The organism is Ferrovibrio xuzhouensis (assembly GCF_042648965.1).
In the GTDB taxonomy this organism is placed as follows: Bacteria; Pseudomonadota; Alphaproteobacteria; order Ferrovibrionales; family Ferrovibrionaceae; genus Ferrovibrio; species Ferrovibrio xuzhouensis.
This window is the reverse complement of sequence record NZ_JBHRYJ010000001.1, coordinates 1501616-1523535: the sequence shown is the minus strand read 5'-3', so window position 1 is coordinate 1523535 and position 21920 is coordinate 1501616. Positions and strand designations below refer to the sequence as shown.

Below are 21920 nucleotides of genomic sequence, written 5' to 3'. Positions count from 1 at the left end.
GCTGGCGACCGCGGGTGACCATTTTGGACCGCTGGTGACCGCTGCGGACCGCCGGTGCCCGTTTCGCACCGTTCCGGCCCGCTGGCGCGATCCCGGCGCCATCACTGATATCAGTGATATCACCCGGCGATGGCGGGTCGGCCGGCAGACGGCGGATTCACGATGGCCGACAGCGGGTTTGCATAAAGAGAACAAATATAGTACAATAAAGCAGGCCGGTCAACGGCATGCCGGGGTAGTTGCGGTTTTTGCGCCGGCGGCGGGAGGCGGGCTCATGCTGCGGTGTACGCGAACTGGCAAAAGAGAACAAACGAAGTACTTCAAATAATTCTAACGGATGCTATGCGGGCCGCAGTAAATTCTTGATTTTAAGACGTCGGTATCTCAAGAAAAGATTCTTGTCGCTAACGTAATCCTCCAGCTGTTTTTCTACCCCATAGATGTTATCAAATTGAGTTTTGACCTCGATCCCTACCATTTCATCTTTTGAAACAACCAAGATATCCGCACGCCTTCGTGCGCCAACGAAGGGCACTTCCAATGCAATAGTGCGTTCTTCCTCACTAAAATTCACTAGGAGGAAGTCTATAAGTGAGGCTTTGAAGTCAGATTCATACATGCTTTAAACGGAAGGTGTGGAGAAAATAGGAAAGAGTTGAGCTTTACTAAAGCCTAACTTTTTGAAAGAGCAACATAGTAGATTGATAAGTGAGATCAAAGGACTTGGCAGTAAAGCCTAAACTTATAAGGTGAGCTGTATTGCGCAACACAGAAAGGCAAAAAAGCCCCCGCATTGCTGCGGGGGCTTTCGTCTGCCGGGGAGGCAGGCGTGCGGTATGAGGCGAGGGGCAGGCCTCACGCCGCGGCGGCATCCGTCTCGGTCTTCACCGCCGCATCGCGCGGCTGGGCCACTGGCTGAGCTACTGGCGGATAAAACCGGCCCATCATCCGCGTCACGTAATCGGTGACGTTATCCAGCGCCAGCGCGCGACGGCGCAACGGCGAGTCGAGGTCGGGCACGATCAGCGCGGCGAGCACGCCGGCCGCCGTCGCATCGGTGGCGGTCGGTGCATCGCCGAACAGGAAGTCGCGGCCGCCGAGCAGCATGGCGAAGCTCTCCAGCGAGCGGATGCCGAGTTGCGCCACCTCGTTCATGCTGTGCCGGCCGATGCCATGGGCATGCATGTTGCCGGTCACTTTCGCCAGCGCGTTGTTGCGCAGGTCGTCCTGCAGTTCCGCCGGCGCGGTGTCGAAGAAACGCGCCGGGCCGGCGGCGAAATTCTCCGCCGGAATCCAGCGGAACCACGCCATTGCCCAGCCGAGATGGTCTTCCAGCATGCGTTCGATGCTCCAGCTTTCCGCGCGCTGGCGCGCATCCAGCCCGGCATCGAGGTCGAGGCCGTATTTGCGCTCGATATGGGCGCGGATGAAGGTGCTGTCGGGCACGATCTCCTGGCCGTCGCGGATATAGGGCAGCTTGCCCTTCGGTGCCTGCGCCTGGCCGGTGAAATCCTTGATGTAGGCCAGGCCGGCCATCTTGAGCTGGATTTCGGTCTTCAGGCTGAAGTGGCTGCCCGACGGCAGGCCCTGCCACGGCCCGAAGCTGTAGAGCACGATCGGCTGCGCGGCATTGGCGCTGCGGGCGATCTCGTAAACATTCGGCATGGCGTTCATCGGGCTCTCCTGTCGATGCCCGCCAGTGGTGTCCGGGGGTGTCCGGGCGGCGGGGCGTTGCGTTGCCGCCCTTGTAGAAGCCTGCTGCTGACAGCATGCTGTCAGCAGTGCCGCGGCAGTCTGCCGGCCGTCTTTCCCTGCTGCCAGCACGCTGTCAGCAGCCCGGCCCCAGCTTTCCTCCAGGACCGAACCCGATGCGTCGTGCCGACCGCCTGTTCCAGATCATCCAGATCCTGCGCCGGGCCCGCGCGCCGCTGACCGGCGAGGCCATCGCCACCGAGCTGGAATGCTCGACGCGCACGCTCTATCGCGACATCGCCGAACTGATGGCGCAGCGCGTGCCGATCCGCGGCGAGGCCGGGCTGGGCTATGTGCTGGAAGGAGGCTACGACATGCCGCCGCTGATGCTGACACCGGACGAGATCGAGGCCGCCGTGCTCGGCGCGCAATGGGTCAGCGGCCAGGGCGACCCGGCGCTGGCGCGCGCGGCGCAGGACCTGATCGCCAAGATCGAGGCGGCGATCCCGGAGAAGCTGCGGCCCTATATCGCCGATCCCGCCGCAACGGCGCCGTCCTTTGCGGTGCGGCCGGCCGACGGGCTCGATCTCGCGCTGCTGCGGCTGCAGATCAGGCAGGGCCGCAAGCTCGCCTTTGCCTATGTCGATGCCAATGGCCGCGCCAGCCGCCGCGTGGTCTGGCCGGTGACGCTCGGTTTCCTCGAGACCGTGCGCATCGTCGCCGCCTGGTGCGAGCTGCGCCAGGACTTCCGGCACTTCCGCGCCGACCGCATCAGCACGCCGGAATTCCTCGACGACCGCTATCCCGAACGGCCGGCGGCGCTGCGGGCGAAATGGCGCCGGCATCTGGCGGAGCGGCGCGAGAAAGAGAAAGAGTAGGCCGGAAACTGCCTGTAATACCGGCAGTTTTCCGGCTGCCCGTCATGTATTCGTTGAGCCGGTTTTAAATATTCAATGAATAATAAACAGGGATTCCGGTCCTTTAGACTGCGAAACCGGCAATAAAACGCCGGATCAATCGGCATAAATATTTGTTTTTCTTGATAAATTTCCGGATTCTGCTAGGGTTTCGTCACGGCAATTTCTTGCCGTGTTACCGAGAGGTCATCCAATGACTCAGACCCAGACCCAGAATACCGGCAGTCCGCTGGCCGCCATGGAAAAGAAGGTCGCCGAGGCCCAGGCCGCGGACAAGACGGCCGCTGCCGCCGGGCCGGCCCTCGCGCCGGTGCCCCAGCAGGCCGAGGCCGCCAAGACCGCCAAGATCTGACACTGGCAAGGTCTGACACCGGCAAAGCCTGACACCGGCATCGCCGGCGACAGACCGGACAGAAGCGAGGGGCGGCGCATCGGTCGCCCCTTTTTCCGGCCCGCACCCGCCGCCTGACGGTGCCCGACCTGCCTGCCGTTCCGCAGGATTTCCAACCCGCAAGGAGGCCATCATGGCCAACACCACCATCAGCAAGCCGACCCTCGCCGAGCGATGGGATAGCATCAAGCCCGCCGCCTTCGCGCTTGTGGTCGGCCTGATCGCCGGCCCGATCCTGTCCAACATGATCGGTTTCCAGATCCTGAGCAGCACCGCGCGCGAGCGCAGCCAGTCGGCCGGCGTTGCCGTGCAGGCGCAAATCTGCGCCACCCAGGCCCGCATCGCCGACCCGAAGGCGGGCGAACTCGACTGGAGCGCCCGTCGCGACCTCGCCGATCACTGGGCGATCATGCCGGGCGCCAAGGAAGCCGCGCCGGGCGTCTCCAGTGCCTGCAGCGACCTGCTGGCCGGATAACACGCTGATGTGGCGCCAGCGGCAGTCGATCCTGACCGGCACCCTGCGCTGGGGAATGGCGATCGCGCTGCTGCTGATGCTGGCCACCATCATGGGCCAGTTCGGGCTGCTGCCGGTCTGACCGGCGGCCGTCCTCCGGCCGTACTGACGCCTGTTCCGGCCGGATACCCGGCCCGCATCGGCGGCCGGTGACCGGCTGGCCTCGCCGCCGTGGCCCCCGTATAGTCGGGCGACCATGAGTCACTGGCTTGAACTGGCGCTGATCGCGCTGCTGATCCTGGTCAACGGATTCCTCGCCATGGCGGAACTCGCCGTGGTTTCGGCGCGCCGCCCGCGACTGCAGGCGATGGCGCGACGCAAGGGACGGGGCGTACAGGCGCCCAATATACAGGCCCGGGGCGCCCGCATTGCCCTGCAGCTTGGCGAAAACCCCGGCCGTTTCCTGTCCTCGGTGCAGACCGGCATCACCCTGGTCGGCATCCTTGCCGGCGCCTATTCCGGCGCCACGCTGGCCGATCCGCTGGCCGGCTGGCTCGTCGCGCGGTTTCCGCTGCTCGACGGCGTCGCCGGCAACCTCGCCTTCGGCATCGTCGTCGGCAGCGTCACGTATCTGTCCCTGATCGTCGGCGAGCTGGTGCCCAAGCAGCTTGCGCTGAAAGACCCCGAACGCATCGCCGCCTTCGTCGCGCCCGTGCTGCTGCTGCTGGCACAGGTCGCCGCGCCGCTGGTCTGGCTGCTCGACCGCTCGTCGGCCCTGCTGCTGCGCCTGCTCGGCGCCGGCCGCACCCTGCGCGAGGCGGTCAGCGAGGAAGAAATCCGCCACCTCGTCGCCGAGGCCGAGACCGCCGGCATCGTCGAACCCGAGGAGCGCCGCATGATCGCCGCGGTGATGAAGCTCGGCGACCGGCCGGTGCGCGCGGTGATGACGCCGCGCCATGAACTGGCCTGGCTCGATCTCGCCCAGCCCCATGACGTGCAGGTCCAGCGCCTGCGCGACACCGTGCACCTGCGGCTGCCGGCGGCGCAGGGCGGCATCGACGAACCGGTCGGCGTCGTCATTGTGAAAGACGTGCTGAACCTGCTGCTCGACCAGGGCCGCGACGCGCTGGCCGAACAGGGGCTGGGGTCGCTGGTGCAGCCGGTGCCGGCGGTGCATGAAAGCGCCGATGTGCTGGATGCGCTCGAGATGCTGAAGCAGTCGCCGGGCGGCATGATCTTCGTGGTCGACGAATTCGGCAGCCTCGAAGGCATCGTCACCCCGGGCGACATCCTCGAGAGCATCGCCGGCAGCTTCGCGCTGCCCGACGGCAGCGGCGAGCATGGCGCGGTGCGCCGCGCCGACGGCTCCTGGCTGCTCGACGGCCTGATGCCGCGCGGCGATGTCGCCGACCGCATCGGCCTCGCCCTGCCCGAAGAGGGCGAGCATCACACGCTGGCGGGTTTCCTGCTCGACCGCTTCGGCCGGCTGCCCGAGACCGGCGACAGCATCGACTGGAACGGCTGGCGCTTCGAGGTGCTCGACATGGACGGCCGCCGCATCGACAAGATCCTCGCGGTGCCGCCGCCGCCCGAGCTGGAACCGGCCAGCGATATCTGACCGGCGCCTGCCGGGGTCAGTGCCCGGGCTGTTCTTCCAGGGTGCCCGGCTTGTCGTGGCGGCCATGGCGGCCGACGATGGTGGCGCTGGCCGCGTTCAGGCCGATCACCTCGACGTCTGCGCCCTTGTGGCGGAAGCGCAGCACCACGCGGTCGAGCGCGGCCACCGCCGTGACATCCCAGAAATGCGCCTGGCTCACGTCGATGATCACGCGCTGCAGCGGTTCGAACAGGTCGAAGGCGCCGGCAAAGGCATCGGCCGAGGCAAAGAAGATCTGGCCCTGCACGCTGTAGCGCCGTTCCGTGTTGCCCTCCGAAAGGGTCGAGTCGACCTGCACCAGCTTCGCCACCTTGCGGGTGAAGAACACCGCGCTGAGCAGCACGCCGGTCAACACGCCCTTGGCCAGGTCATGGGTGGCGACGACGACGACCACGGTGGCCAGCATGACCAGGCTGGAACTTTTCGGATGGGTCAGCAGGTCACGCAGCGACGACCATTTGAAGGTCTTGACCGAGACGAAGATCATCACGGCGACCAGGGCGGCCATCGGGATCTGCCGCACATAGTCGCCCAGCACGACGATCAGGATCAGCAGGAAGACGCCGGCAGCCAGGCAGCTCAGCCGGCCGCGCGCGCCCGAGGTGACGTTGATCATCGACTGGCCGATCATGGCGCAGCCGGCCATGCCGCCGAACAGGCCGGCGACGATGTTGCCAAGCCCCTGGCCGACGCACTCGCGGTTCTTGTCGCTCTGGGTCTCGGTGTAGTCGTCGACGATGCGCGCGGTCATCAGCGATTCGAGCAGGCCGACGGCGGCGATGGCCGCGGCGGTGGGAAAGATGATGCCGAGGGTGCCGAGGCTGAGCGGCACCTGCGGCAGCAGGAACAGCGGCAGCGCATCGGGCAGCGCGCCCATGTCGCCGACATTGCGCAGGTCGAGGCCCCATATCATGGTCGCCGCGGTCAGCAGGATGATGCAGACCAGCGGCGCCGGCACCAGTGTGGTCAGTCGCGGCAGGCCGAAGATGATGACGAGGCCAATGGCGGTTGCCGCCCAGGTCAGCCAGCCATGGCCGATCAGCTCGGGCAGCTGGGCGAGAAAGATCAGGATGGCGAGCGCATTGACGAAGCCGGTCATCACCGAGCTGGAGACGAAGCGCATCAGCGTGCCCAGTCGCAGCAGCCCGGCGCCGATCTGCAACAGGCCGGCGAGGATCGTCGTCGCCAGCAGATACTGCAGGCCGTGGTCGCGCACCAGGGTGACCATCAGCACCGCCGTCGATGCCGTGGCGGCCGAGATCATCGCCGGGCGGCCGCCGGCAATCGCGGTGACCACGGCAATGCAGAAGGAGGCATAGAGTCCGACCTTGGGATCGACGCCGGCAATGATCGAAAAGGCAATCGCTTCCGGGATCAGCGCCAGCGCGACGACGAGGCCGGCCAGCAGTTCGCGCGGCACATTCGGGAACCACTCCTGGCGGATGCGGAGAAAGCGGTGGCTGGCGGTCTGGTCGGGCATGGGCGGCAATCCTTGCTGGGCCTTGCTGGGCGGTCGGGCTTTTGCCCGTCTGGCCGTCTCCTCCAGGTGCCGGGGGGACGACAGGAATTCCGGGAACCGCAGGGCCGGCAGTCGCGTTCAGAACCCTGTTATTATCTGTGGGCAGATTATAACAGGCGCCACACCGGGGAGGCCCCGGCCGGCATGCAAGGCAGCCTGCGGGCAAAAAAAGGGGCCGCACGGTGAAGCGCGGCCCAAGTCTAGGGAGGAAACGCCCGAGAAGGGCATGCAACAAACCGGAAGCTTGTTGCGCTGCAATATTTAGCGGGAAGCCGGGTGCAGCGCAAGAGGAAAAACATAATTTTTTGCTTAGTCCTGCAATTTCATAGGCTTGGCAATTTTATGAGTCGCCGGAACCGCTTCCGCGACAGATTGTTCGCCGACATACCATATTGCAGCCGCGAAGTTGGGCAGGGGTGTTGCGCCTGGAACACAGGCAATTGTCACAATGACTTATAATGAGGCACGGGCCGCAAACGGGCAATCGGCCGGGTCCGGACGAATCGCCGGGGCCTATCGCTGGGGCCTCCGCTTCAGGGCTGGCGGCGACTCCAGCCGGCCAGCCAGGCCCCGAGGTCGGCCGGCGGCAGCGGCTCGGCGATGAAATAGCCCTGGGCGACATCGCAGCCCAGCCCGGCGGCGCAATCCCAGGCGGCGCGGGTCTCGATGCCCTCGGCCACCGTGGTCATGCCGAGCTTGCGGGCCAGCCCGATGCTCGACGAGACGATGGCGCGCGCTGCCGGGTCATGGGCGGCGGGGCCGACGAAGCGGCGGTCGATCTTCATTTCCTCGAAGGGAATCCGCTGCAGCTGTTCCAGCGAGGAATAGCCGGTGCCGAAATCGTCGATGGCGAGCCGGAAGCCTTTCAGCCGCAGCCGGGTCAGCACCTCCAGCGCGGCGGCGAGATCATGGATCAGCCGGCTTTCGGTGACTTCCAGCACGATGGCATCGGGCGCGAGGCCCGCTTCCGCCACCGCCATGGCGATGCGCTGCGGCAGGTCGAGGCGCGACAGGTTGGCGGTCGACAGGTTGATCGCCATCTGCAGGTCGTGATGGTCCTGGCGCCATTGCGTGGCGATGCGCAGCGCCGCCGCCAGCGTGGCATCGAACAGCGGCTCGGCCGCCGCGCCATTTTCGGCCAGCGGCACGAACTGGCCGGCGCCGAGCAGGCCGCGCTCGGGATGGCGCCAGCGTGCCAGCGCCTCGGCGCCGACCGGCCGGCCGGTGGCGAGCGACACCTTCGGCTGCACCATCACCTCGATCTGGCCGCGGCGGATGCCGTCCAGCAGTTCCATTTCGCTCGGCGGCGCATCCTGCGGCGCGGGCGCCGGTGCGCCGCTGGCATTCAGCCGGTCGAGCAGTGTGTCGATGACCGCCGCGGTCAGCGGCTTGGGCACCACGCCGAGCAGGTTGAGGTTATGGGCGCGCGCCAGCGCTTCCGCGGTGCGCAGCACGCGGGCCGATTCGGCACTGAACAGGGCGACATGGCCGGTGAAGTTGCGGTCGGCGAGATGGCGCAGCACCTCGATACCGTCCATGCCGGGCATGTTGAGGTCGAGCAGGATCAGGTCGCAGCGGTCGTCACCGCCGGCGGCCGCCAGGGCATCGAGAAACGCCAGTGCCGGCGCGCCGTCGTCGCAGATCTCGACCCGGCCGAAGCCGCGGTCGAGCAGCATGGCGCGGGTCATCTCGCGCACGGTCTTCAGGTCATCGACGACCAGGACCTGCAGTTTGGCGATATCGAAAACGGGCACGCTTAAGGCTCCGCGACGGTATCGGCGCAGTCTCAGCTGCCGTTATCGCCGGGTCAAGCGGGTCGCGGCGCCTCCGTCTTCTCATCTTCGTCATGCCCGGGCTTGACCCGGGCATCCCATTTTTGTGGGGGTAAACAGAATGGGACCCTCGGGTCAGGCCCGAGGGTGACGAAAAAGGAGGAGAGGTGTCAGCGGAAGCTGCCGTGGTATTCCTCGTTCGGCATCATCTCGATGGCGGCGGCCATGCGGTTCGACATGTTGAAAAAGCTCGCCGTCGCCGCGATGTCCCAGATGTCGCGGTCGGTCCAGCCGGCATCGCGCAACGCCTGCCGATCGGCCTCGACGATCTTGTCGGGGTGTTCGGTCAGCTTGCTGGCGAACTCCAGCGCCGCTTTCATCTTCGGGCCGATCTCGGCGCTGCGCCAGTTCATCACCATCAGCTCGCCGAGCTTCGCATCGCCGGACAGCTGGCGCACCGCGGCGCCATGGGCGGTGAGGCAGTAGAAGCAGTGGTTGATGCTGCTGACCGCCACCGCGATCATCTCGCGCTCCAGCTTGCTCAAGCCTGAGGGCGCCAGCATCAGATCGTTGTACATGTCCGAGAAGCCGCGCAGCTTCTTGGCGTCGAAGGCGTAGGACAGCAGCACGTTCGGCACGAAGCCGATCTTCTCGTCGCATTTGGCGAAATAGGCCTGGGTATCCGGGTCGAGATCCTTGCGGGCCGGGATCGGGATGTCGAGCGCGTGGACGCGTTGCGGCTGGCTCATGGCGTTTCCTCCTGTTGGAGGCAAGCTTAAAGCGCCGACCGGCGGGAGGAAATGCTTATCACCAAAGAGTGTCACCCCGGCCAAGCGATGCTGTTGCATCGCGCGCGCCGGGGTCCCGTTTTGCAACGGGGCCGGCAGAAATGGGATCCCGGCTCTTCGCTGTCGCTACGGCCGGGATGACAAGATGACAATCAGAGGCGCGCCATTGCTCGACGCAGATCGAAGCCGCCAGCGCGCGTCAGCGCGGATCAAAGCCTGGGCGCGTCAGCGCGGATCAAAGCCTGGGCGCGTCAGCGCGGATCGAAACCGGACCGAAAGTCCCCGACCTGGCCGCGATGGCGCAGCAGGTGGTCGGCCAGCACGGCGGCCATCATCGCCTCGCCGACGGGAACGGCGCGGATGCCGACGCAGGGGTCGTGGCGGCCCTTGGTCTGGATCTCGGTTTCCGTGCCGAAGCGGTCGAGCGTGGCACGGGGCGACAGGATCGATGACGTCGGCTTCACCGCGAAGCGCACCACGATGTCCTGGCCGGTCGAGATGCCGCCGAGGATGCCGCCGGCATGGTTCGACGAAAACACCGGCTTGCCGTCAGGCCCGAGCCGCATCTCGTCGGCATTCGCCTCGCCGGTCAGCCGCGCGGCGGCAAAGCCCGAGCCGATCTCGACACCCTTCACGGCGTTTATGCTCATCATCGCCGCCGCAAGCTCGGTGTCGAGCTTGCCGTAGACCGGTGCGCCGAGGCCCGCCGGAAAGCCGCTCGCATGCACTTCGACCACGGCGCCGACCGACGAGCCCGCCTTGCGGATGCCGTCGAGATAGTCTTCCCAGTCCATCGCCATTGCCGGATCGGGACACCAGAAGGGATTCTGCTCGGTGCCGGCCCAGTTCCAGCGGCTGTAATCGATGCTCTTCTCGCCGATCTGCACCAGCGCGCCGCGGATCGAAACCTGCGGACCGAGCAAAGTCTTCAGCACCTGGCGCGCCACGGCGCCGGCGGCGACGCGCGACGCGGTTTCGCGTGCCGACGACCGGCCGCCGCCGCGATAGTCACGGATGCCGTATTTGGCCCAGTAGGTGTAATCGGCATGACCGGGGCGGAACTTGTCCCTGATCTCGCCGTAGTCCTTCGAACGCTGGTCGACATTCTCGATCAGCAGCGACACCGGCGTGCCGGTGGTGACGCCCTCGAAGACGCCGGACATGATCTTCACCGCATCGGGTTCGCGGCGCTGGGTGACGAAGCGCGACGAGCCCGGCTTGCGCTGGTCCATCCAGTGCTGGATGTCGGCTTCCGACAGCGGCACCTGCGGCGGCACGCCGTCGACGACGCAGCCGAGCGCCGGCCCGTGGCTTTCGCCCCAGGTGGTGACGCGGAACAGCTTGCCGTAGGCGTTGTCGGACACGGGTTGGTTTCCGGGGTCTGGCTTATTCGGGCTTCTTGCCGCCGAGCGACAGCAGCAGCTCGGCGACATTGGCGGCCTGGTCGGTCGCCACCATGCCGATGGTGTGATAGCCGCTGTCGACGTGATGGGTTTCGCCGGTGACGCCGGAGCCGAGATCGCTCAGCAGATAGAGGCCGGCGCCGCCGACCTGCTCGATGCTGACATTGCGGCGCAGCGGCGCGTTCAGCTCGTTCCATTTCAGGATATAGCGGAAATCGCCGATGCCGCTGGCGGCCAGGGTCTTGATCGGGCCGGCCGAGATGGCGTTGACGCGGATGCCCTGCTTGCCGAGATCGACGGCGAGATAGCGCACGGAGGCCTCAAGGGCGGCTTTCGCCACGCCCATCACGTTGTAATGCGGCATGACGCGCTCGGCGCCGTAATAGGTCAGGGTCAGTGCCGAACCGCCATCGCTCATCAGCTTCTCGGCGCGCTGCATCACCGCGGTGAAGCTGTAGCAGCTGACGTTCATGGTCAGCGCGAAGTTGTCCGGGCTGGTATCGAGATAGCGGCCCTTCAGCTCGTTCTTGTCGGAAAAGCCGATGGCATGGACAAGGAAGTCGAGCTTGCCCCAGTCCTTGGCCAGCACGTCGAACACCGCATCCATCGAGGCGGCATTGGTGACGTCGCATTCCAGCACGTGTTTCGAGCCGACCGCCTGGGCCAGCGGGCGCACGCGGCGCTCCAGCGCCTCGCCCTGATAGGTGAAGGCCAGCTCCGCCCCCTGGGCATGCACGGCCTGGGCAATGCCCCAGGCCAGCGAGCGGTCGTTGGCGACGCCCATGATCAGGCCACGCTTGCCGGCCATCAACGGTTGCGGATGCGACATGAATCCCTCGGAAAACAGCAATTTCACTCTTTTTGTCGGCGCGACGGCCGGCGCTGCCCGCATCGGTGGGGTCAGGCGCGCCAGGCACGAAACACAGGCCGGCGAGAGTAACCGAAAGCCGCGCGCGGGCCAAGCAGCCTAAGCCATTATGGAGAATAGAAAAACTCCCCCGGGGCGGAACCCGGACGCAATCCGGCGAAGTGCAGCCGCTCAAACGGCAGAAGCGGCCAGCAAGGATGCCCGGCGCTGCCGCAACCAGGGCCGCGGCAGGTTTCCATCCGGCCGCATTATCGAAAGATAACTGGCGGTTGTTTCGTATTCATATTTATTCACCGATAGAAACGTTGAAAAAGGACGTGCCGGCCATGCCGCTGACCAGGACTGACGGTCGCACCGCACTTGCCGCGATTATGGAATATTCGCCGATCGGCATGGTGCTGTTGTCGCTCGATGGCCGCTGCCTGCTGGCCAACCGGGCGGTTTGCGAACTGCTCGGCTATAGCCGGGAAGAGATGCTGGTCCGCAGTTTTCGCGACCTGACCCACCCGGAAGACGTCGGCGTCTCGGCCCGGGCCATTGCCACGCTGGCGTCGCAGCAGGCCACGCACCAGTATGCCGAAAAGCGCTACCTGCATCGCGACGGCCATGAAGTCTGGGGCTATGTCGGCTGGTCGCTGATCCCCGACGATGCGGGGCAGCCCGGCTATATTATCGCCCAGGTCGCCGACATCACCGACCGCAAGCGGCACGAAGCCGAACGCGAGGAAATGACGCAGATGCTGCAGCTGGCGATCGAGGCCAGCGGCATCGGTATCTGGTCCTACGACTTCGACACCGACAAAACCACCTTCGATGCGCGGATGAACGAGCTGTGGGGACGCACGGACGACAGCTCGCCGATCACGCGCGAGACCTGGCTGGCGTGCATCCATCCCGATGACCGGGCCATGATGGCGGCGCGGGCCGATGCGGTGCGCGACGGTAACAGCGATTTCGAACTGGAACACCGGATCGTGCTGCCCGATGGCCGCATTCGCCATCTGTATGTGCAGTCCGTGCTGCAGCGGTATCCGGACTGCCGGCCGCGCCGCCTGATCGGCACCAACTGGGACATGACCGACCAGATCGAGGCTGCGGAAGTCCTGCGCCGCGCCCGCGACGAGGCGGAGAGCGCCAGCAAGGCGAAGAGCCGGTTCCTCGCCAATATGAGCCACGAGCTGCGCACACCGCTGAATGCCATCATCGGCTTCTCCGAAGCGATGAAGTCGGGCATTGTCAACATCACCAATGCCGATCTGGTGCGCTCGTACTCGGCCGACATCCATGCCAGCGGCCGGCATCTGCTCAGCATCATCAACGACCTGCTCGACCTGTCCCGCATCGAGGCCGGGCGCTTTGCCATCGAGACGACGGACATCGATCTGCGCGATGTCATCAACGATGTCGCCAATGTCATGCGCCGGCAGGCGGAAGAGGCCGGCCTCACGCTGGTCTATGACATTGCCGGTGACGTGCCGGCCGCCCGGGCCGACGAGCGCGCCATGCGGCAGATCCTGCTCAACCTGCTGTCCAATGCCGTGAAATTCACGCCGGCCGGCGGCCAGATCACCTGCGGCCTGCACACCGACGGCGGGGGGCGGGTCCGCTGCTGGGTTGCCGATACCGGCATCGGCATCGCGGCAAAGGATATCCCGCGGCTGATGCAGCCTTTCGCCCAGGTGACCAGCGTCTACAGCCGGCAGCACCAGGGCGCCGGGCTCGGGCTGGCCATCGTGCGGGCCCTGGTCAGCATGCAGGGTGGCGAGGTCGCCCTGGCGAGCGAGCCGGGCAAGGGGACGGCCGTGACGGTTACCCTGCCGGAGAGTCGCCGGCTCGCGGCCTAGTCAGCGCGAAGTTCAGCCGAGGATCGACTGCAGCTTCATCGCCACGCCCATGTTCCCCTTCACCTTCAGCTTGCCCATCATGAAGGCGGTGGTGGGGTCGAGGTCGCCGGAGACCAGCGCCTTGAAGTTGTCCATCGACATGGTGATGGTGCAGTCGGCCTCGGCATCCTCGTTGCTGACGGTGCCGGCAGTGCCGTCGACGAAGACGATGCCGTCGTCGCCGAAATCGAATTTCACGGTGGCATCGAGGCTGCCCGGGCTGACGCGCTGGCTCATGGACTGGGTGATCTGTTCGAGCGACATCTGTGGGCCTCCCTGGCTCCGCTGACTGGCTGCCTGCCGCCTCTGGACATAACGTAACGTCAGGCACCATATGGCTTTCGCGGCACGCTATATTGACGCTTACGTAAGCGTCAAGTAGCGTCGGTCCAATACGCAAAAACATCGCACAGCCAGCCGTCTTTGCCTATCGCGCGCTATGGCAGGATGCTGCGGCAGGGAGAAAACATCCGGCGAGCCCGCCACCGGCCAGAATCGGAATGGGCCAGACCGGCAAGCGGCGCCAGGGCATGCAATGAGTGACGTGACCGATGAGTGAAGCGACAGTTCCCGACCAGGCGACGGCGATCCTGCGCGTGATCCGCGACGGCGATGCCGAAGGCTATCGCGCCTGCCTCGACCGCGTGGCGGCCGAGCGGCGCTATCTGGCATTTACCGCGGCGCCGGCATTGTCGGAGGTGAAATTCTACATCAAGGCGATGCTGCAGCGCGGCCTGCCGTTCATCGTCGCCGTCGACGCGCGGGACGCGGTGGTCGGCTGGTGCAACATCCATGTGGCACCGCCCAGCGAGCATCGCGGCGGCTTCGCCCATGTCGGCACCGTCGGCATGGGGCTCGATCTGCCGTATCGCGGCCGCGGCCTCGGCCGCCAGATGCTGCAGACGGTGTTCGACAGCGCCGGCCGCGTCGGCATCGAGCGCGTCGAGCTGCAGGTCTATGCCAGCAATGCCAATGCCGTGAAGCTGTACCGCAAGTTCGGCTTCGTCACCGAAGGCGTGAAAAGCCGCGCCCGCAAGCTCGACGGCCAGTATGACGACATCATCATGATGGCCCGCCTGCGCCCGCCGCAGAAGGATTGACGGCGGCGTGGCATGACCGATGACCTGCTGATCGCCCGCGCCGTGCATGTGCTGTCCATCGTGGTGTGGTTCGGCGGGGTGGCTTTTGTCACCTTCGTGGTGCTGCCGCTGGCACGCCGGCAGCCGACGGCGGAACAGAAGCTCGCCCTGTTCGAGGCGATGGAGGGCCGTTTCGGCACCATCGCGCGCTGGGCGGTGGCGCTGGCCGGCTTGAGCGGCCTGTGGATGCTGCGCAACAACGACCTGTGGTATCGCTTCGCCATGCCGGCCTTCTGGTGGATGTGGGCGATGGCCGGCCTGTGGCTCGTCTTCGCCTTCGTGCTGTTCGTCGCCGAACCCCTGTGGCTGCATGCCGCCTTTCGCCGCCGGGTGCGGACGGCGCCGGAGGCCACCTTCGCCTGGGCCTTCCGGCTGCATCTCCTGCTGCTGCTGGCGGGCGCCGTGACCATCGCCGGCGCGGTTTTCGGCGCGCATTAGCGCCGGCGGCAATTGTTGCGGGACAATTCCGCGCTGGCGCCGGCCGGCCCGGCGGGCGTACAAACGGACATCGCCACCCGGTCATAAAAAAACAGAGCCCTCCGCCATGCAGATGTCAGAGATTCCCTTCGGCACCACCGACTGGTCGCAGGTCGCGCCCACCTATCACAAGGGCGAGACCGGCGAGGCGGTCTGGCGCACCCGCAATTTCGGCCCGATCCGCGTGCGCCAGGTCGAATACACGCCGGGCTATCTGGCCGACCACTGGTGCGTGAAGGGCCATATCCTGCTGGTGCTCGACGGCGAGCTGGTCACCGAGCTTAAGGACGGCCGCGTCTTCACGCTGACCGCCGGCCAGTCCTACCAGGTGGCCGACAATGCCGAGCCGCACCGCTCGCGCACCGCCACCGGCGCCAGGCTCTTCATTGTCGACTGACGCATTGATCGTGGGCACGTCCGGCATCGAATCGCGCTACGCCTGGATCCGGCTGGCCGCCAGCGTGCTGCTCGGCACCATCGGCGGCGTCGGCATGTGGTCGATCGTCGTCGCCATGCCGGCGGTGCAGGCGGAATTCGCCGTCGACCGCGGCGCCGCCTCGCTGCCCTATACCGCGGCGATGATCGGCCTGATGACCGGCACGGTGGTGATCGGCCGGCTGTCCGACCGCTTCGGCCTGATGCGGCCTGCCATGGGCGCGGTGGTGCTGCTGGCCAGCGGCTATGTCGCCACCGCCTTTGCGCCCGGCATCACGTCGTATGCCGTGCTCTACGGCGCCCTGGTCGGCGTCGGCGGTGCGGCGATGTTCGCGCCGCTGATCGCCGATGTCTCGCTGTGGTTTTCCGGCCGGCGCGGTCTTGCCATCGGGCTGGCCGCTGCCGGCAATTATTTCGCCGGCACGCTCTGGCCGCCGGTGCTGGCGCATTTCATCGCGCTTGCCGGCTGGCGCGCCACCCATATCGGCGTCGCCGCCTTCTGCCTGGTCACCATGCTGCCGCTGCTGCTGGTGCTGCATCGCCGCGCGCCGGACCAGCCGGCGCCGCCGCTCGCCGCCGCCGGCCAGCCGGTGTTCGGCAGCCGGCCGCTCGGCCTGTCGCCGCGCCTGGTGCAGGGCCTACTGCTGGTTGCCGGCGTCTGCTGCTGCGTCGCCATGTCGATGCCGCAGGTGCATATCGTCGCCTATTGCGTCGATCTCGGGTTTGGTCCGGCGCGCGGTGCCGAGATGCTGTCGCTGATGCTCGGCTGCGGCATCGTCAGCCGGCTGGCGTCGGGCTGGATCCTTGACCGCATCGGCGGCCTGTCGACCCTGCTGCTCGGCTCGGTACTGCAGGCGATTGCGCTCGCCTGCTACCTGCCGTTCAACGGACTGGCGTCGCTCTATATCGTCTCGGCGCTGTTCGGCCTGATGCAGGGCGGCATCGTGCCGAGCTATGCCTTCATCATCCGCGAGCTGTTTCCCGCCCGCGAGGCCGGTTTCCGCGTCAGCATCACCATTTCCGCCACCATGGCCGGCATGGCGCTCGGCGGCTGGCTGTCGGGTGCCATCTATGATGCGACCGGCAGCTACCAGGCTGCCATCATCAACGGCGTGGCGTGGAACATCTGCAATGCCGCCATCGCCGTCTGGCTGCTGTGGCGCGAACTGCGGCGGCAGCCGCAGGCCGGGACCGCCGCGGCCATCTGATTCCTCTACCGGCTGCGATGGCGCAGCGCCTCGACCAGCAGGGCGAAGGCCGGTGACGATCTGGTGGGCCGGATCGACGCCCGCAAGCAGGCGACGCGCAATACGGACGACAGCCATGCTGCCGTTGCCGACGGATCAGTCGGCCGGCGTGCAGAGGTCCATCTGTCCGCTTTCCGGGTCGATCAGCCATTCGCGATGCCGGACCAGGCCGGTGCCGGCATCGCCGGGACCGCCGCGGATCATCGGAAAGAAATCGCGGCTGTCATAGGGGTAGGTGGGGAAGGTCTGGCCGGCCAGTGCCAGGCTGGCTTCGCCATCGCTGGTCAGCGGCAGGTAGAGGCGGCGGGTCTCGGCGGTGGTTTCCGGATCAAGACGGAACAGGCTTTCGACATAGACCGGCCGCTGCGTCTCGCGCATCAGCCGGTACAGCCGCTCCAGCAGGTCGCGGTAATTCACGCCGGCCAGCTCGTCGAGCCAGCGGCCGGTGAAATCCTCGCCGTACCGGCTGGCGATCGCGGTGCCGACCAGGCGGTAGTGGATGCGCGGCACCGGTCCCACCAGCTCGACCAGCAGCAGATGCGGCAGCACATGGCGCGGCATGTCCAGCGGATCGACATCCTGGCGCGATGGCGGAACCGGTCCGGCGCGGCGACTGTCCCAGTAGCGGTAAAGATCCGCCAGCACCGGATCGTGCTGTATTCTCTCGGGCAGCATCGGCGAAGGTCCCTCTCTCGGCGGAGGGTCATAACACACGGCTCGCTAGAATAACATATAGAAACTGTTCAAATAGCGGTTTTCCGCGACGGCGGCCGGCTCACGCCAGGCCGGTATTGCCCTTGCCCGGCAGCAGCGACCGCGCGGCCCGTTCGTCGGCGCGCAGCCGCGTCGCGGTCAGCTCGCCACACTGCTCGAGGATCGGGTAGGCCACCGCGGTCAGGTGGCTGTTGATGCGCTTGAGGTCGCGGATCACGTCGAGGTGGATCGCGCTGGTCTCGATGGTTTCGGTGCGGCCCTCGCGGATGCGCTGGTAATGGTTCTCGGCGGCCTGCTGCTCGGCCGCGCGCAAGGAGGCCTTCTCCTGCAGCAGCTGGCGCGCCAGCTTGACGTCGCCGGCCATGAACAGGTTGCAGGCCATCTGCAGGTTGGTGGCGACGCGGCGGTGGATGCCGGTCAGCTCGGCCAGGCCCTCGCTGCTGAAGGCGAGCTTGTTCTTGATCTTCTTCTGCGCCAGCTCCATCAGGTTCTTGTCGATGATGTCGCCGATGTGTTCGAGATTGGTGGTGAAGGTCAGCACGTCGACATAGCGGCGGCTCTCGCCCTCGTCGAGTTCATGCTTCGACAGCTCGGTCAGATACAGCTTGATCGCCTCGTGCAGGCGGTCGACGTCGTCGTCGCTGTGTTCGACCGCCTTGGCCAGCTTGGCGTCGTCACGGGTAAACACCGTCATCGTTTCGTCGAGCATGCGGCTGACGATATCGCTCATGCGCAAGGTCTCGCGCGCCGCCGCCGCCAGCGCCACTCCGGGCGTGTCCAGCGCCGCCTTGTCGAGATAGCGCGGCCGCGCGGCGAGATCGGTCACCGGCGGATCGGGCAGCAGGCGGCGGGTCAGCGCGTCGAGCGGACGCACCAGCGGCAGGAATACCGCGGCCAGCGCGATGTTGAAGGCGGTATGGGCATTGACCACGAGCCGTGCGCCGTCGTCGCCGAACACCGACAGCCAGCCGGGCAGCTGGTGCAGGAAAGGCAGTACGGCCAGCGTGCCGATCACCCGTGCGATCAGGTTGGCGAGCTGGGCGCGGCGCGCCGCCGGCGGCTGGCCGGAGGCTGCGACCAGCGGCGAGATCGCGGTGCCGATATTGGCGCCGACCACGAGTGCCACGGCGAGCGCGCCATCGATGGTGCCGGCACGCGCCAGCGAGGCGGCGATCAGCACGGTGGCGAGGCTCGCGTGGCTCAGCCAGGTCAGCAGCGCGAAGATCAGCACGGCGAGCAGGGGCGCGCGCTCCAGCGGCTGCAGCAGGGCGGCGAGTTCCGGCGCATCGCGCATCGGCGCCGAGGCATTGATGATCATCTCGAGCGCCAGCAGCATCAGGCCGAGCCCGATCAGCAGGCGGCCGCCATGGCGCGGCAGGCCGCCCTCGGCAGCGAAGAAGCCGGTCACGCCGAGGATGATGCAGGCCGGCCCGAGCCAGTGCAGGTCGAGCGACAGGTACTGCGCGCTGATCGAGGTGCCGATGCCGGCGCCGAGCAGCACGGCGATGGCGGCAGGACCGAAGATCAGGCCGCGGCCGGCGAACGAGGCGACGATCATGCCGGTCGCCGTGCTCGACTGCAGCAGGGCGGTCACCCCGATGCCGGCGGCGAAGGCGCGGAAACGGTTCTGCATGGCGCGGCCGAGCAGGCGGCGCAGCTGGGCGCCGAAGGCGCGGGTCATGCCGGTGCGCACCATGCGCACGCCCCACAGCAGCAGGGCGACGCCGGCGACGAGATTGAGCAGAAGGTCGGTCGCACCCTGGGTCATTCGGCGGCCCCCCGGCAGCGGTGCGCACGGGATGCGGGGGGCGCGCCTGCGTCGCGGATGTCGGGGTCGTCGTCGCAGAGGAGGAACAGCATGGCCGGAAGCCCCGGGATTCTGAATGTTACAGAATCATTACACCTATATGACAGTGGCCCCAAGTGTTTTATGGGTGATTTTCCGGCGCCTCTCTGAAATGGCCCATTACCTGCACAGACTGCCATAACGCTGCACAGCTTCTGCCGCATTAAATGAACACTTATCGGGAAAAGGGGTTCGGAATTCGGCTGTTAAGCCATGGCTGGTCAGCCAACGGCCCATCTCGCCGAGCGCTCATGGCGGTTCGGGATCAGCGGCCCTGTATCAAGTATGGGAGAGCACTCCGGCCTGGCAGCGCATCAGATGGGGGCCTTGGCCTGCTATCGGCCGTCCCCTTAAGCGTCCCAGATTTCCCGAAATGATGTCCCGAACGCATATCGACGCCCCGGATCGACATCCGGGGTATTGGGCTTTCAGTATTTTGGCGAACAGGCAATCCAACGCGTCCCCCCGTGTTGCCTACGCCCTGCTCTGTTCAGCCAGTTCGCGGAAGGCCTGGGCGGCCGGCGACAGGTCGTAGCCCTTCTTGGTGTAGAGCAGGAAGCTGCGCAGCATCACCGGGTTGGCGATATCGACAAAGACGGTGCCGAACAGCCGGCCGAAGGGCTCCGCATAACCTGGTGCCGCGGTGACGCCCATGCCCTGGCCGACCAGCGCCAGAGCGGTCGGCAGGTAGCGGACCTGGGTGGTGCGCGGCAGATGCACCGACATGCCGGCCCAGACCGTACGTTCGAGATGGCCGCTGAAGGTGTCGGAATAGAGGATCCAGTCGGCATCGGCGACATCGGCCCAGTCGATCTGCGCGCGCTGTGCCAGTGGACTGCTGGCCGGGCAGACGCACTGCATGCGCTCCTGCCACAGCAGGTCCGATTGCACGGTATCCGGTGCCGGCCGCTCCGGGCCGATGCCGATTTCCGCTTCGCCCTGGCGTACGGTTTCGACCACGCGGTCGGCGGTGGTGTCGGTCACCGTCACGGCGATCTGCGGATACAGGGATCGGTATCGCGCCAGCACCGGCGGCAGCCAGGAGCAGGCCAGCATCTGCGGCACGGCCAGCCGCAGGGTACCGCGGCGCAGGGCGCGCAGATCGGCAGCGCCATCCACCACCTCACGCAAATCCCCCAGCATGCGTTCGGCGATCGGCAGCAGCTGGCGCCCGGTTTCGGTGAGCTGTGCCCGGCGTTTCACCCGGTCGAACAGCGCCAGGCCGAATTCGGTTTCCAGCTGGCGCACCAGCATGCTGACCGCCGACTGGGTCAGGAGCATGCGGCGGGCGGCCAGGGTGAAGCTGCCGGTCTGGGCGACGTCGCAGAAGGCCCGCAGCTGCCGGAGGGTGATATTCATAAGATTACCTTATGAAAACAGAAGTAGAATTCATTTGTATGATACGTCTACCGCTCTGACAATGCCAGTCAGGATGGCGTCGACACGAGGCGACGCCGTGGCGGGGGATGGCATGCATATTGCTGTAATCGGTACCGGTATTGTGGGCGCCTGTGCGGCGGCCTGGTTACAGCGGGATGGCCATCAGGTGACATTCATTGATCCCCGCGAGGCGGGCGAGGCCTGCTCCTTCGGCAATGCCGGCTCGCTGTCGCCAAGTGCCTGCCTGCCGGTCGGCATGCCCGGGATGTGGAAGAAGGTGCCGAAGTGGCTGCTCGACCCCGAGGGGCCACTGACCATCCGGCCGGCGCATCTGCCGGCAGTACTGCCCTGGCTGGTGCGATTCCTGCGCGCGTCGACAAGAGAAGAGGTCACCCGTATTGCCACGGCGATGCGCGGACTGCTGCAGCCGGTCTTCGAGGCTTATGAGCCGCTGCTGCAGCGCGCCGGCGCCACCGGTCTCGTGCGGCGCAGCGGCTGTCTCTATGTCTATTCGTCGCGGCAGGCCGCCGACCAGTGGAAATGGGGCATGGACCTGCGCCGCAGTCTCGGCGTCGAGCTACGCGACGTCGACAGCGATGAACTCGCCGAGATGGAGCCGGACCTGAAGGGCCGTTTCCGCTTCGGCCATTATGCGCCCGACAACGGCTCGGCTGCCGATCCATCCGCGCTCGTGAAGGCGCTCTACGCCCAGGCTTTGCGCGATGGCGCCAGCCATCTGCGCCAGAGCGTGACGGGCTTTGACAAAAAGGGCGGCACGGTTTCCGCCCTGCGCCTCGACAATGGCGAGAGCCTGCCGGTGGATGGCGTGGTGATCGCCGCCGGCGCGTGGTCGGCTGCACTGGCCGCCAGGGTCGGCGCGCGCGTGCCGCTGGAATCGCAGCGCGGCTACCATGTCACCGTGGCCAGCTCGAATCTCCAGCTCGGCCGCACCGTGATGGCCACGGAATACAACATGATGGTCAATCCGATGGCGATGGGCCTGCGGCTTGCCGGCACCGTCGAGCTGGCCGGCCTGAAGGAGCCGCCCCGCTATGCCCGTGCCGAGGCGCTGCTGAAGAAGGGGCGGGAACTGTTTCCCCATCTCGATACCAGCAGCACCAGCCTGTGGATGGGCCATCGCCCCTGCCTGCCCGACAGCATGCCGGTGATCGGCCGTGCGCCGCGGGCGGAGAATGCCTGGCTCGGCTTCGGGCACGGCCATGTCGGCATGTGCGGCGGCGCCAGCACGGGCCGCGAGATCGCCAACCTGGTCGCCGGGCGGCCGCCGGAAATCGACCTGACGCCATTCCGGCCAGACCGGTTCAGCTAGGGGAGGGC

The 21920-nt window shown here is 66.5% G+C and carries 20 protein-coding genes; 10 read left to right on the top strand and 10 right to left on the bottom strand.

The genetic code is table 11. The features are described 5' to 3' along the window. Positions 1 to 855: 855 nt before the first annotated feature. On the bottom strand, positions 856 to 1674 hold the full coding sequence (locus ACFOOQ_RS07525) for a glutathione S-transferase family protein (RefSeq protein WP_379723868.1): 819 nt from the start codon (positions 1672 to 1674) through the stop codon (positions 856 to 858). Between the two features lie 194 nt (positions 1675 to 1868). On the opposite strand from ACFOOQ_RS07525, the gene ACFOOQ_RS07520 reads away from it, so the two are divergent. The 4 genes from ACFOOQ_RS07520 (at position 1869) to ACFOOQ_RS07505 (ending at position 5072) form a co-directional block, all read left to right on the top strand. After that, the gene (locus ACFOOQ_RS07520; RefSeq protein ID WP_379723865.1) at positions 1869 to 2570 is read left to right on the top strand and encodes a helix-turn-helix transcriptional regulator; all 702 of its coding nucleotides are present in this window, start codon (positions 1869 to 1871) and stop codon (positions 2568 to 2570) included. 232 nt (positions 2571 to 2802) lie between these two features. Beyond that, positions 2803 to 2961, top strand: a complete 159-nt coding sequence (locus ACFOOQ_RS07515) for a hypothetical protein (RefSeq protein ID WP_379723862.1) — start codon at positions 2803 to 2805, stop codon at positions 2959 to 2961. A gap of 172 nt (positions 2962 to 3133) precedes the next feature. After that, complete coding sequence (locus ACFOOQ_RS07510; protein ID WP_379723859.1) at positions 3134 to 3475, top strand: hypothetical protein; 342 nt, start codon at positions 3134 to 3136, stop codon at positions 3473 to 3475. Positions 3476 to 3710: 235 nt separating this feature from the next. Further along, on the top strand, positions 3711 to 5072 hold the full coding sequence (locus ACFOOQ_RS07505) for a hemolysin family protein (RefSeq protein WP_379723856.1): 1362 nt from the start codon (positions 3711 to 3713) through the stop codon (positions 5070 to 5072). Between the two features lie 16 nt (positions 5073 to 5088). Here the strand turns inward: ACFOOQ_RS07505 and ACFOOQ_RS07500 are convergent, their stop codons facing one another. The 5 genes from ACFOOQ_RS07500 to fabI form a co-directional block, all read right to left on the bottom strand. Next, entirely contained in the window at positions 5089 to 6591 is a 1503-nt protein-coding gene (locus tag ACFOOQ_RS07500) for a SulP family inorganic anion transporter (RefSeq protein WP_379723853.1), read from the bottom strand. 572 nt (positions 6592 to 7163) lie between these two features. Continuing rightward, positions 7164 to 8384, bottom strand: a complete 1221-nt coding sequence (locus ACFOOQ_RS07495; protein ID WP_379723850.1) for an EAL domain-containing response regulator — start codon at positions 8382 to 8384, stop codon at positions 7164 to 7166. Between the two features lie 188 nt (positions 8385 to 8572). Then, positions 8573 to 9151 (bottom strand): peroxidase-related enzyme, encoded by a 579-nt coding sequence (locus ACFOOQ_RS07490; protein WP_379723847.1) that lies wholly within the window; start codon positions 9149 to 9151, stop codon positions 8573 to 8575. Between the two features lie 290 nt (positions 9152 to 9441). Next, positions 9442 to 10554, bottom strand: a complete 1113-nt coding sequence (aroC, locus tag ACFOOQ_RS07485) for a chorismate synthase (protein ID WP_379723844.1) — start codon at positions 10552 to 10554, stop codon at positions 9442 to 9444. A 22-nt stretch (positions 10555 to 10576) separates the two neighbouring features. Further along, the gene (gene fabI, locus ACFOOQ_RS07480; RefSeq protein WP_379723841.1) at positions 10577 to 11422 is read right to left on the bottom strand and encodes an enoyl-ACP reductase FabI; all 846 of its coding nucleotides are present in this window, start codon (positions 11420 to 11422) and stop codon (positions 10577 to 10579) included. A gap of 365 nt (positions 11423 to 11787) precedes the next feature. On the opposite strand from fabI, the gene ACFOOQ_RS07475 reads away from it, so the two are divergent. Further along, positions 11788 to 13305 carry a sensor histidine kinase gene (locus ACFOOQ_RS07475; RefSeq protein ID WP_379723838.1) on the top strand — a complete coding sequence of 506 codons (1518 nt, stop codon included), beginning with the start codon at positions 11788 to 11790 and terminating at the stop codon, positions 13303 to 13305. A gap of 12 nt (positions 13306 to 13317) precedes the next feature. On the opposite strand, the gene ACFOOQ_RS07470 is transcribed toward ACFOOQ_RS07475, so the two are convergent. Then, positions 13318 to 13608 (bottom strand): SCP2 sterol-binding domain-containing protein, encoded by a 291-nt coding sequence (locus tag ACFOOQ_RS07470; protein WP_379723835.1) that lies wholly within the window; start codon positions 13606 to 13608, stop codon positions 13318 to 13320. A gap of 287 nt (positions 13609 to 13895) precedes the next feature. Here ACFOOQ_RS07470 and ACFOOQ_RS07465 point away from each other — a divergent pair, with 287 nt between their 5' ends. From ACFOOQ_RS07465 to ACFOOQ_RS07450, 4 genes are all read left to right on the top strand, one after another. Next, a complete protein-coding gene (locus ACFOOQ_RS07465) occupies positions 13896 to 14444 on the top strand; it encodes a GNAT family N-acetyltransferase (protein WP_379723832.1) in 549 nt (182 codons plus the stop codon). A gap of 12 nt (positions 14445 to 14456) precedes the next feature. Continuing rightward, complete coding sequence (locus tag ACFOOQ_RS07460) at positions 14457 to 14921, top strand: DUF4149 domain-containing protein (RefSeq protein ID WP_379723829.1); 465 nt, start codon at positions 14457 to 14459, stop codon at positions 14919 to 14921. 106 nt (positions 14922 to 15027) lie between these two features. After that, a complete protein-coding gene (locus tag ACFOOQ_RS07455) occupies positions 15028 to 15357 on the top strand; it encodes a DHCW motif cupin fold protein (RefSeq protein WP_379723826.1) in 330 nt (109 codons plus the stop codon). 10 nt (positions 15358 to 15367) lie between these two features. Beyond that, positions 15368 to 16603, top strand: coding sequence for an MFS transporter (locus ACFOOQ_RS07450; protein ID WP_379723823.1), 1236 nt, complete (start codon positions 15368 to 15370; stop codon positions 16601 to 16603). A 135-nt stretch (positions 16604 to 16738) separates the two neighbouring features. Here ACFOOQ_RS07450 and ACFOOQ_RS07445 read toward each other — a convergent pair whose 3' ends face one another. The 3 genes from ACFOOQ_RS07445 to ACFOOQ_RS07435 all read right to left on the bottom strand — a co-directional run bounded on the left by ACFOOQ_RS07445 (position 16739) and on the right by ACFOOQ_RS07435 (position 20561). Then, positions 16739 to 17317, bottom strand: a complete 579-nt coding sequence (locus ACFOOQ_RS07445) for a PAS domain-containing protein (RefSeq protein WP_379723820.1) — start codon at positions 17315 to 17317, stop codon at positions 16739 to 16741. Between the two features lie 100 nt (positions 17318 to 17417). Next, complete coding sequence (locus ACFOOQ_RS07440; RefSeq protein ID WP_379723817.1) at positions 17418 to 19124, bottom strand: Na/Pi cotransporter family protein; 1707 nt, start codon at positions 19122 to 19124, stop codon at positions 17418 to 17420. Between the two features lie 552 nt (positions 19125 to 19676). Further along, entirely contained in the window at positions 19677 to 20561 is an 885-nt protein-coding gene (locus tag ACFOOQ_RS07435) for a LysR family transcriptional regulator (protein WP_379723815.1), read from the bottom strand. On the opposite strand from ACFOOQ_RS07435, the gene ACFOOQ_RS07430 reads away from it, so the two are divergent. Beyond that, a complete protein-coding gene (locus tag ACFOOQ_RS07430) occupies positions 20455 to 21912 on the top strand; it encodes an NAD(P)/FAD-dependent oxidoreductase (protein ID WP_379723812.1) in 1458 nt (485 codons plus the stop codon). The genes ACFOOQ_RS07435 and ACFOOQ_RS07430 overlap by 107 nt on opposite strands. Positions 21913 to 21920 lie beyond the last annotated feature (8 nt).

Coding starts and splice junctions, on each gene's coding strand:
- ACFOOQ_RS07455 (WP_379723826.1), top strand. CDS start 15,028: ATGCAGATGTCAGAGATTCCCTTCGGCACCACCGACTGGTCGCAGGTC.
- ACFOOQ_RS07470 (WP_379723835.1), bottom strand. CDS start 13,608: ATGTCGCTCGAACAGATCACCCAGTCCATGAGCCAGCGCGTCAGCCCG.
- ACFOOQ_RS07525 (WP_379723868.1), bottom strand. CDS start 1,674: ATGAACGCCATGCCGAATGTTTACGAGATCGCCCGCAGCGCCAATGCC.
- ACFOOQ_RS07505 (WP_379723856.1), top strand. CDS start 3,711: ATGAGTCACTGGCTTGAACTGGCGCTGATCGCGCTGCTGATCCTGGTC.
- ACFOOQ_RS07465 (WP_379723832.1), top strand. CDS start 13,896: ATGAGTGAAGCGACAGTTCCCGACCAGGCGACGGCGATCCTGCGCGTG.
- ACFOOQ_RS07435 (WP_379723815.1), bottom strand. CDS start 20,561: ATGAATATCACCCTCCGGCAGCTGCGGGCCTTCTGCGACGTCGCCCAG.
- ACFOOQ_RS07520 (WP_379723865.1), top strand. CDS start 1,869: ATGCGTCGTGCCGACCGCCTGTTCCAGATCATCCAGATCCTGCGCCGG.
- ACFOOQ_RS07440 (WP_379723817.1), bottom strand. CDS start 19,124: ATGACCCAGGGTGCGACCGACCTTCTGCTCAATCTCGTCGCCGGCGTC.
- fabI (WP_379723841.1), bottom strand. CDS start 11,422: ATGTCGCATCCGCAACCGTTGATGGCCGGCAAGCGTGGCCTGATCATG.
- ACFOOQ_RS07510 (WP_379723859.1), top strand. CDS start 3,134: ATGGCCAACACCACCATCAGCAAGCCGACCCTCGCCGAGCGATGGGAT.
- ACFOOQ_RS07515 (WP_379723862.1), top strand. CDS start 2,803: ATGACTCAGACCCAGACCCAGAATACCGGCAGTCCGCTGGCCGCCATG.
- ACFOOQ_RS07490 (WP_379723847.1), bottom strand. CDS start 9,151: ATGAGCCAGCCGCAACGCGTCCACGCGCTCGACATCCCGATCCCGGCC.
- ACFOOQ_RS07500 (WP_379723853.1), bottom strand. CDS start 6,591: ATGCCCGACCAGACCGCCAGCCACCGCTTTCTCCGCATCCGCCAGGAG.
- ACFOOQ_RS07445 (WP_379723820.1), bottom strand. CDS start 17,317: ATGCTGCCCGAGAGAATACAGCACGATCCGGTGCTGGCGGATCTTTAC.
- ACFOOQ_RS07430 (WP_379723812.1), top strand. CDS start 20,455: ATGCTGACCGCCGACTGGGTCAGGAGCATGCGGCGGGCGGCCAGGGTG.
- ACFOOQ_RS07475 (WP_379723838.1), top strand. CDS start 11,788: ATGCCGCTGACCAGGACTGACGGTCGCACCGCACTTGCCGCGATTATG.
- ACFOOQ_RS07460 (WP_379723829.1), top strand. CDS start 14,457: ATGACCGATGACCTGCTGATCGCCCGCGCCGTGCATGTGCTGTCCATC.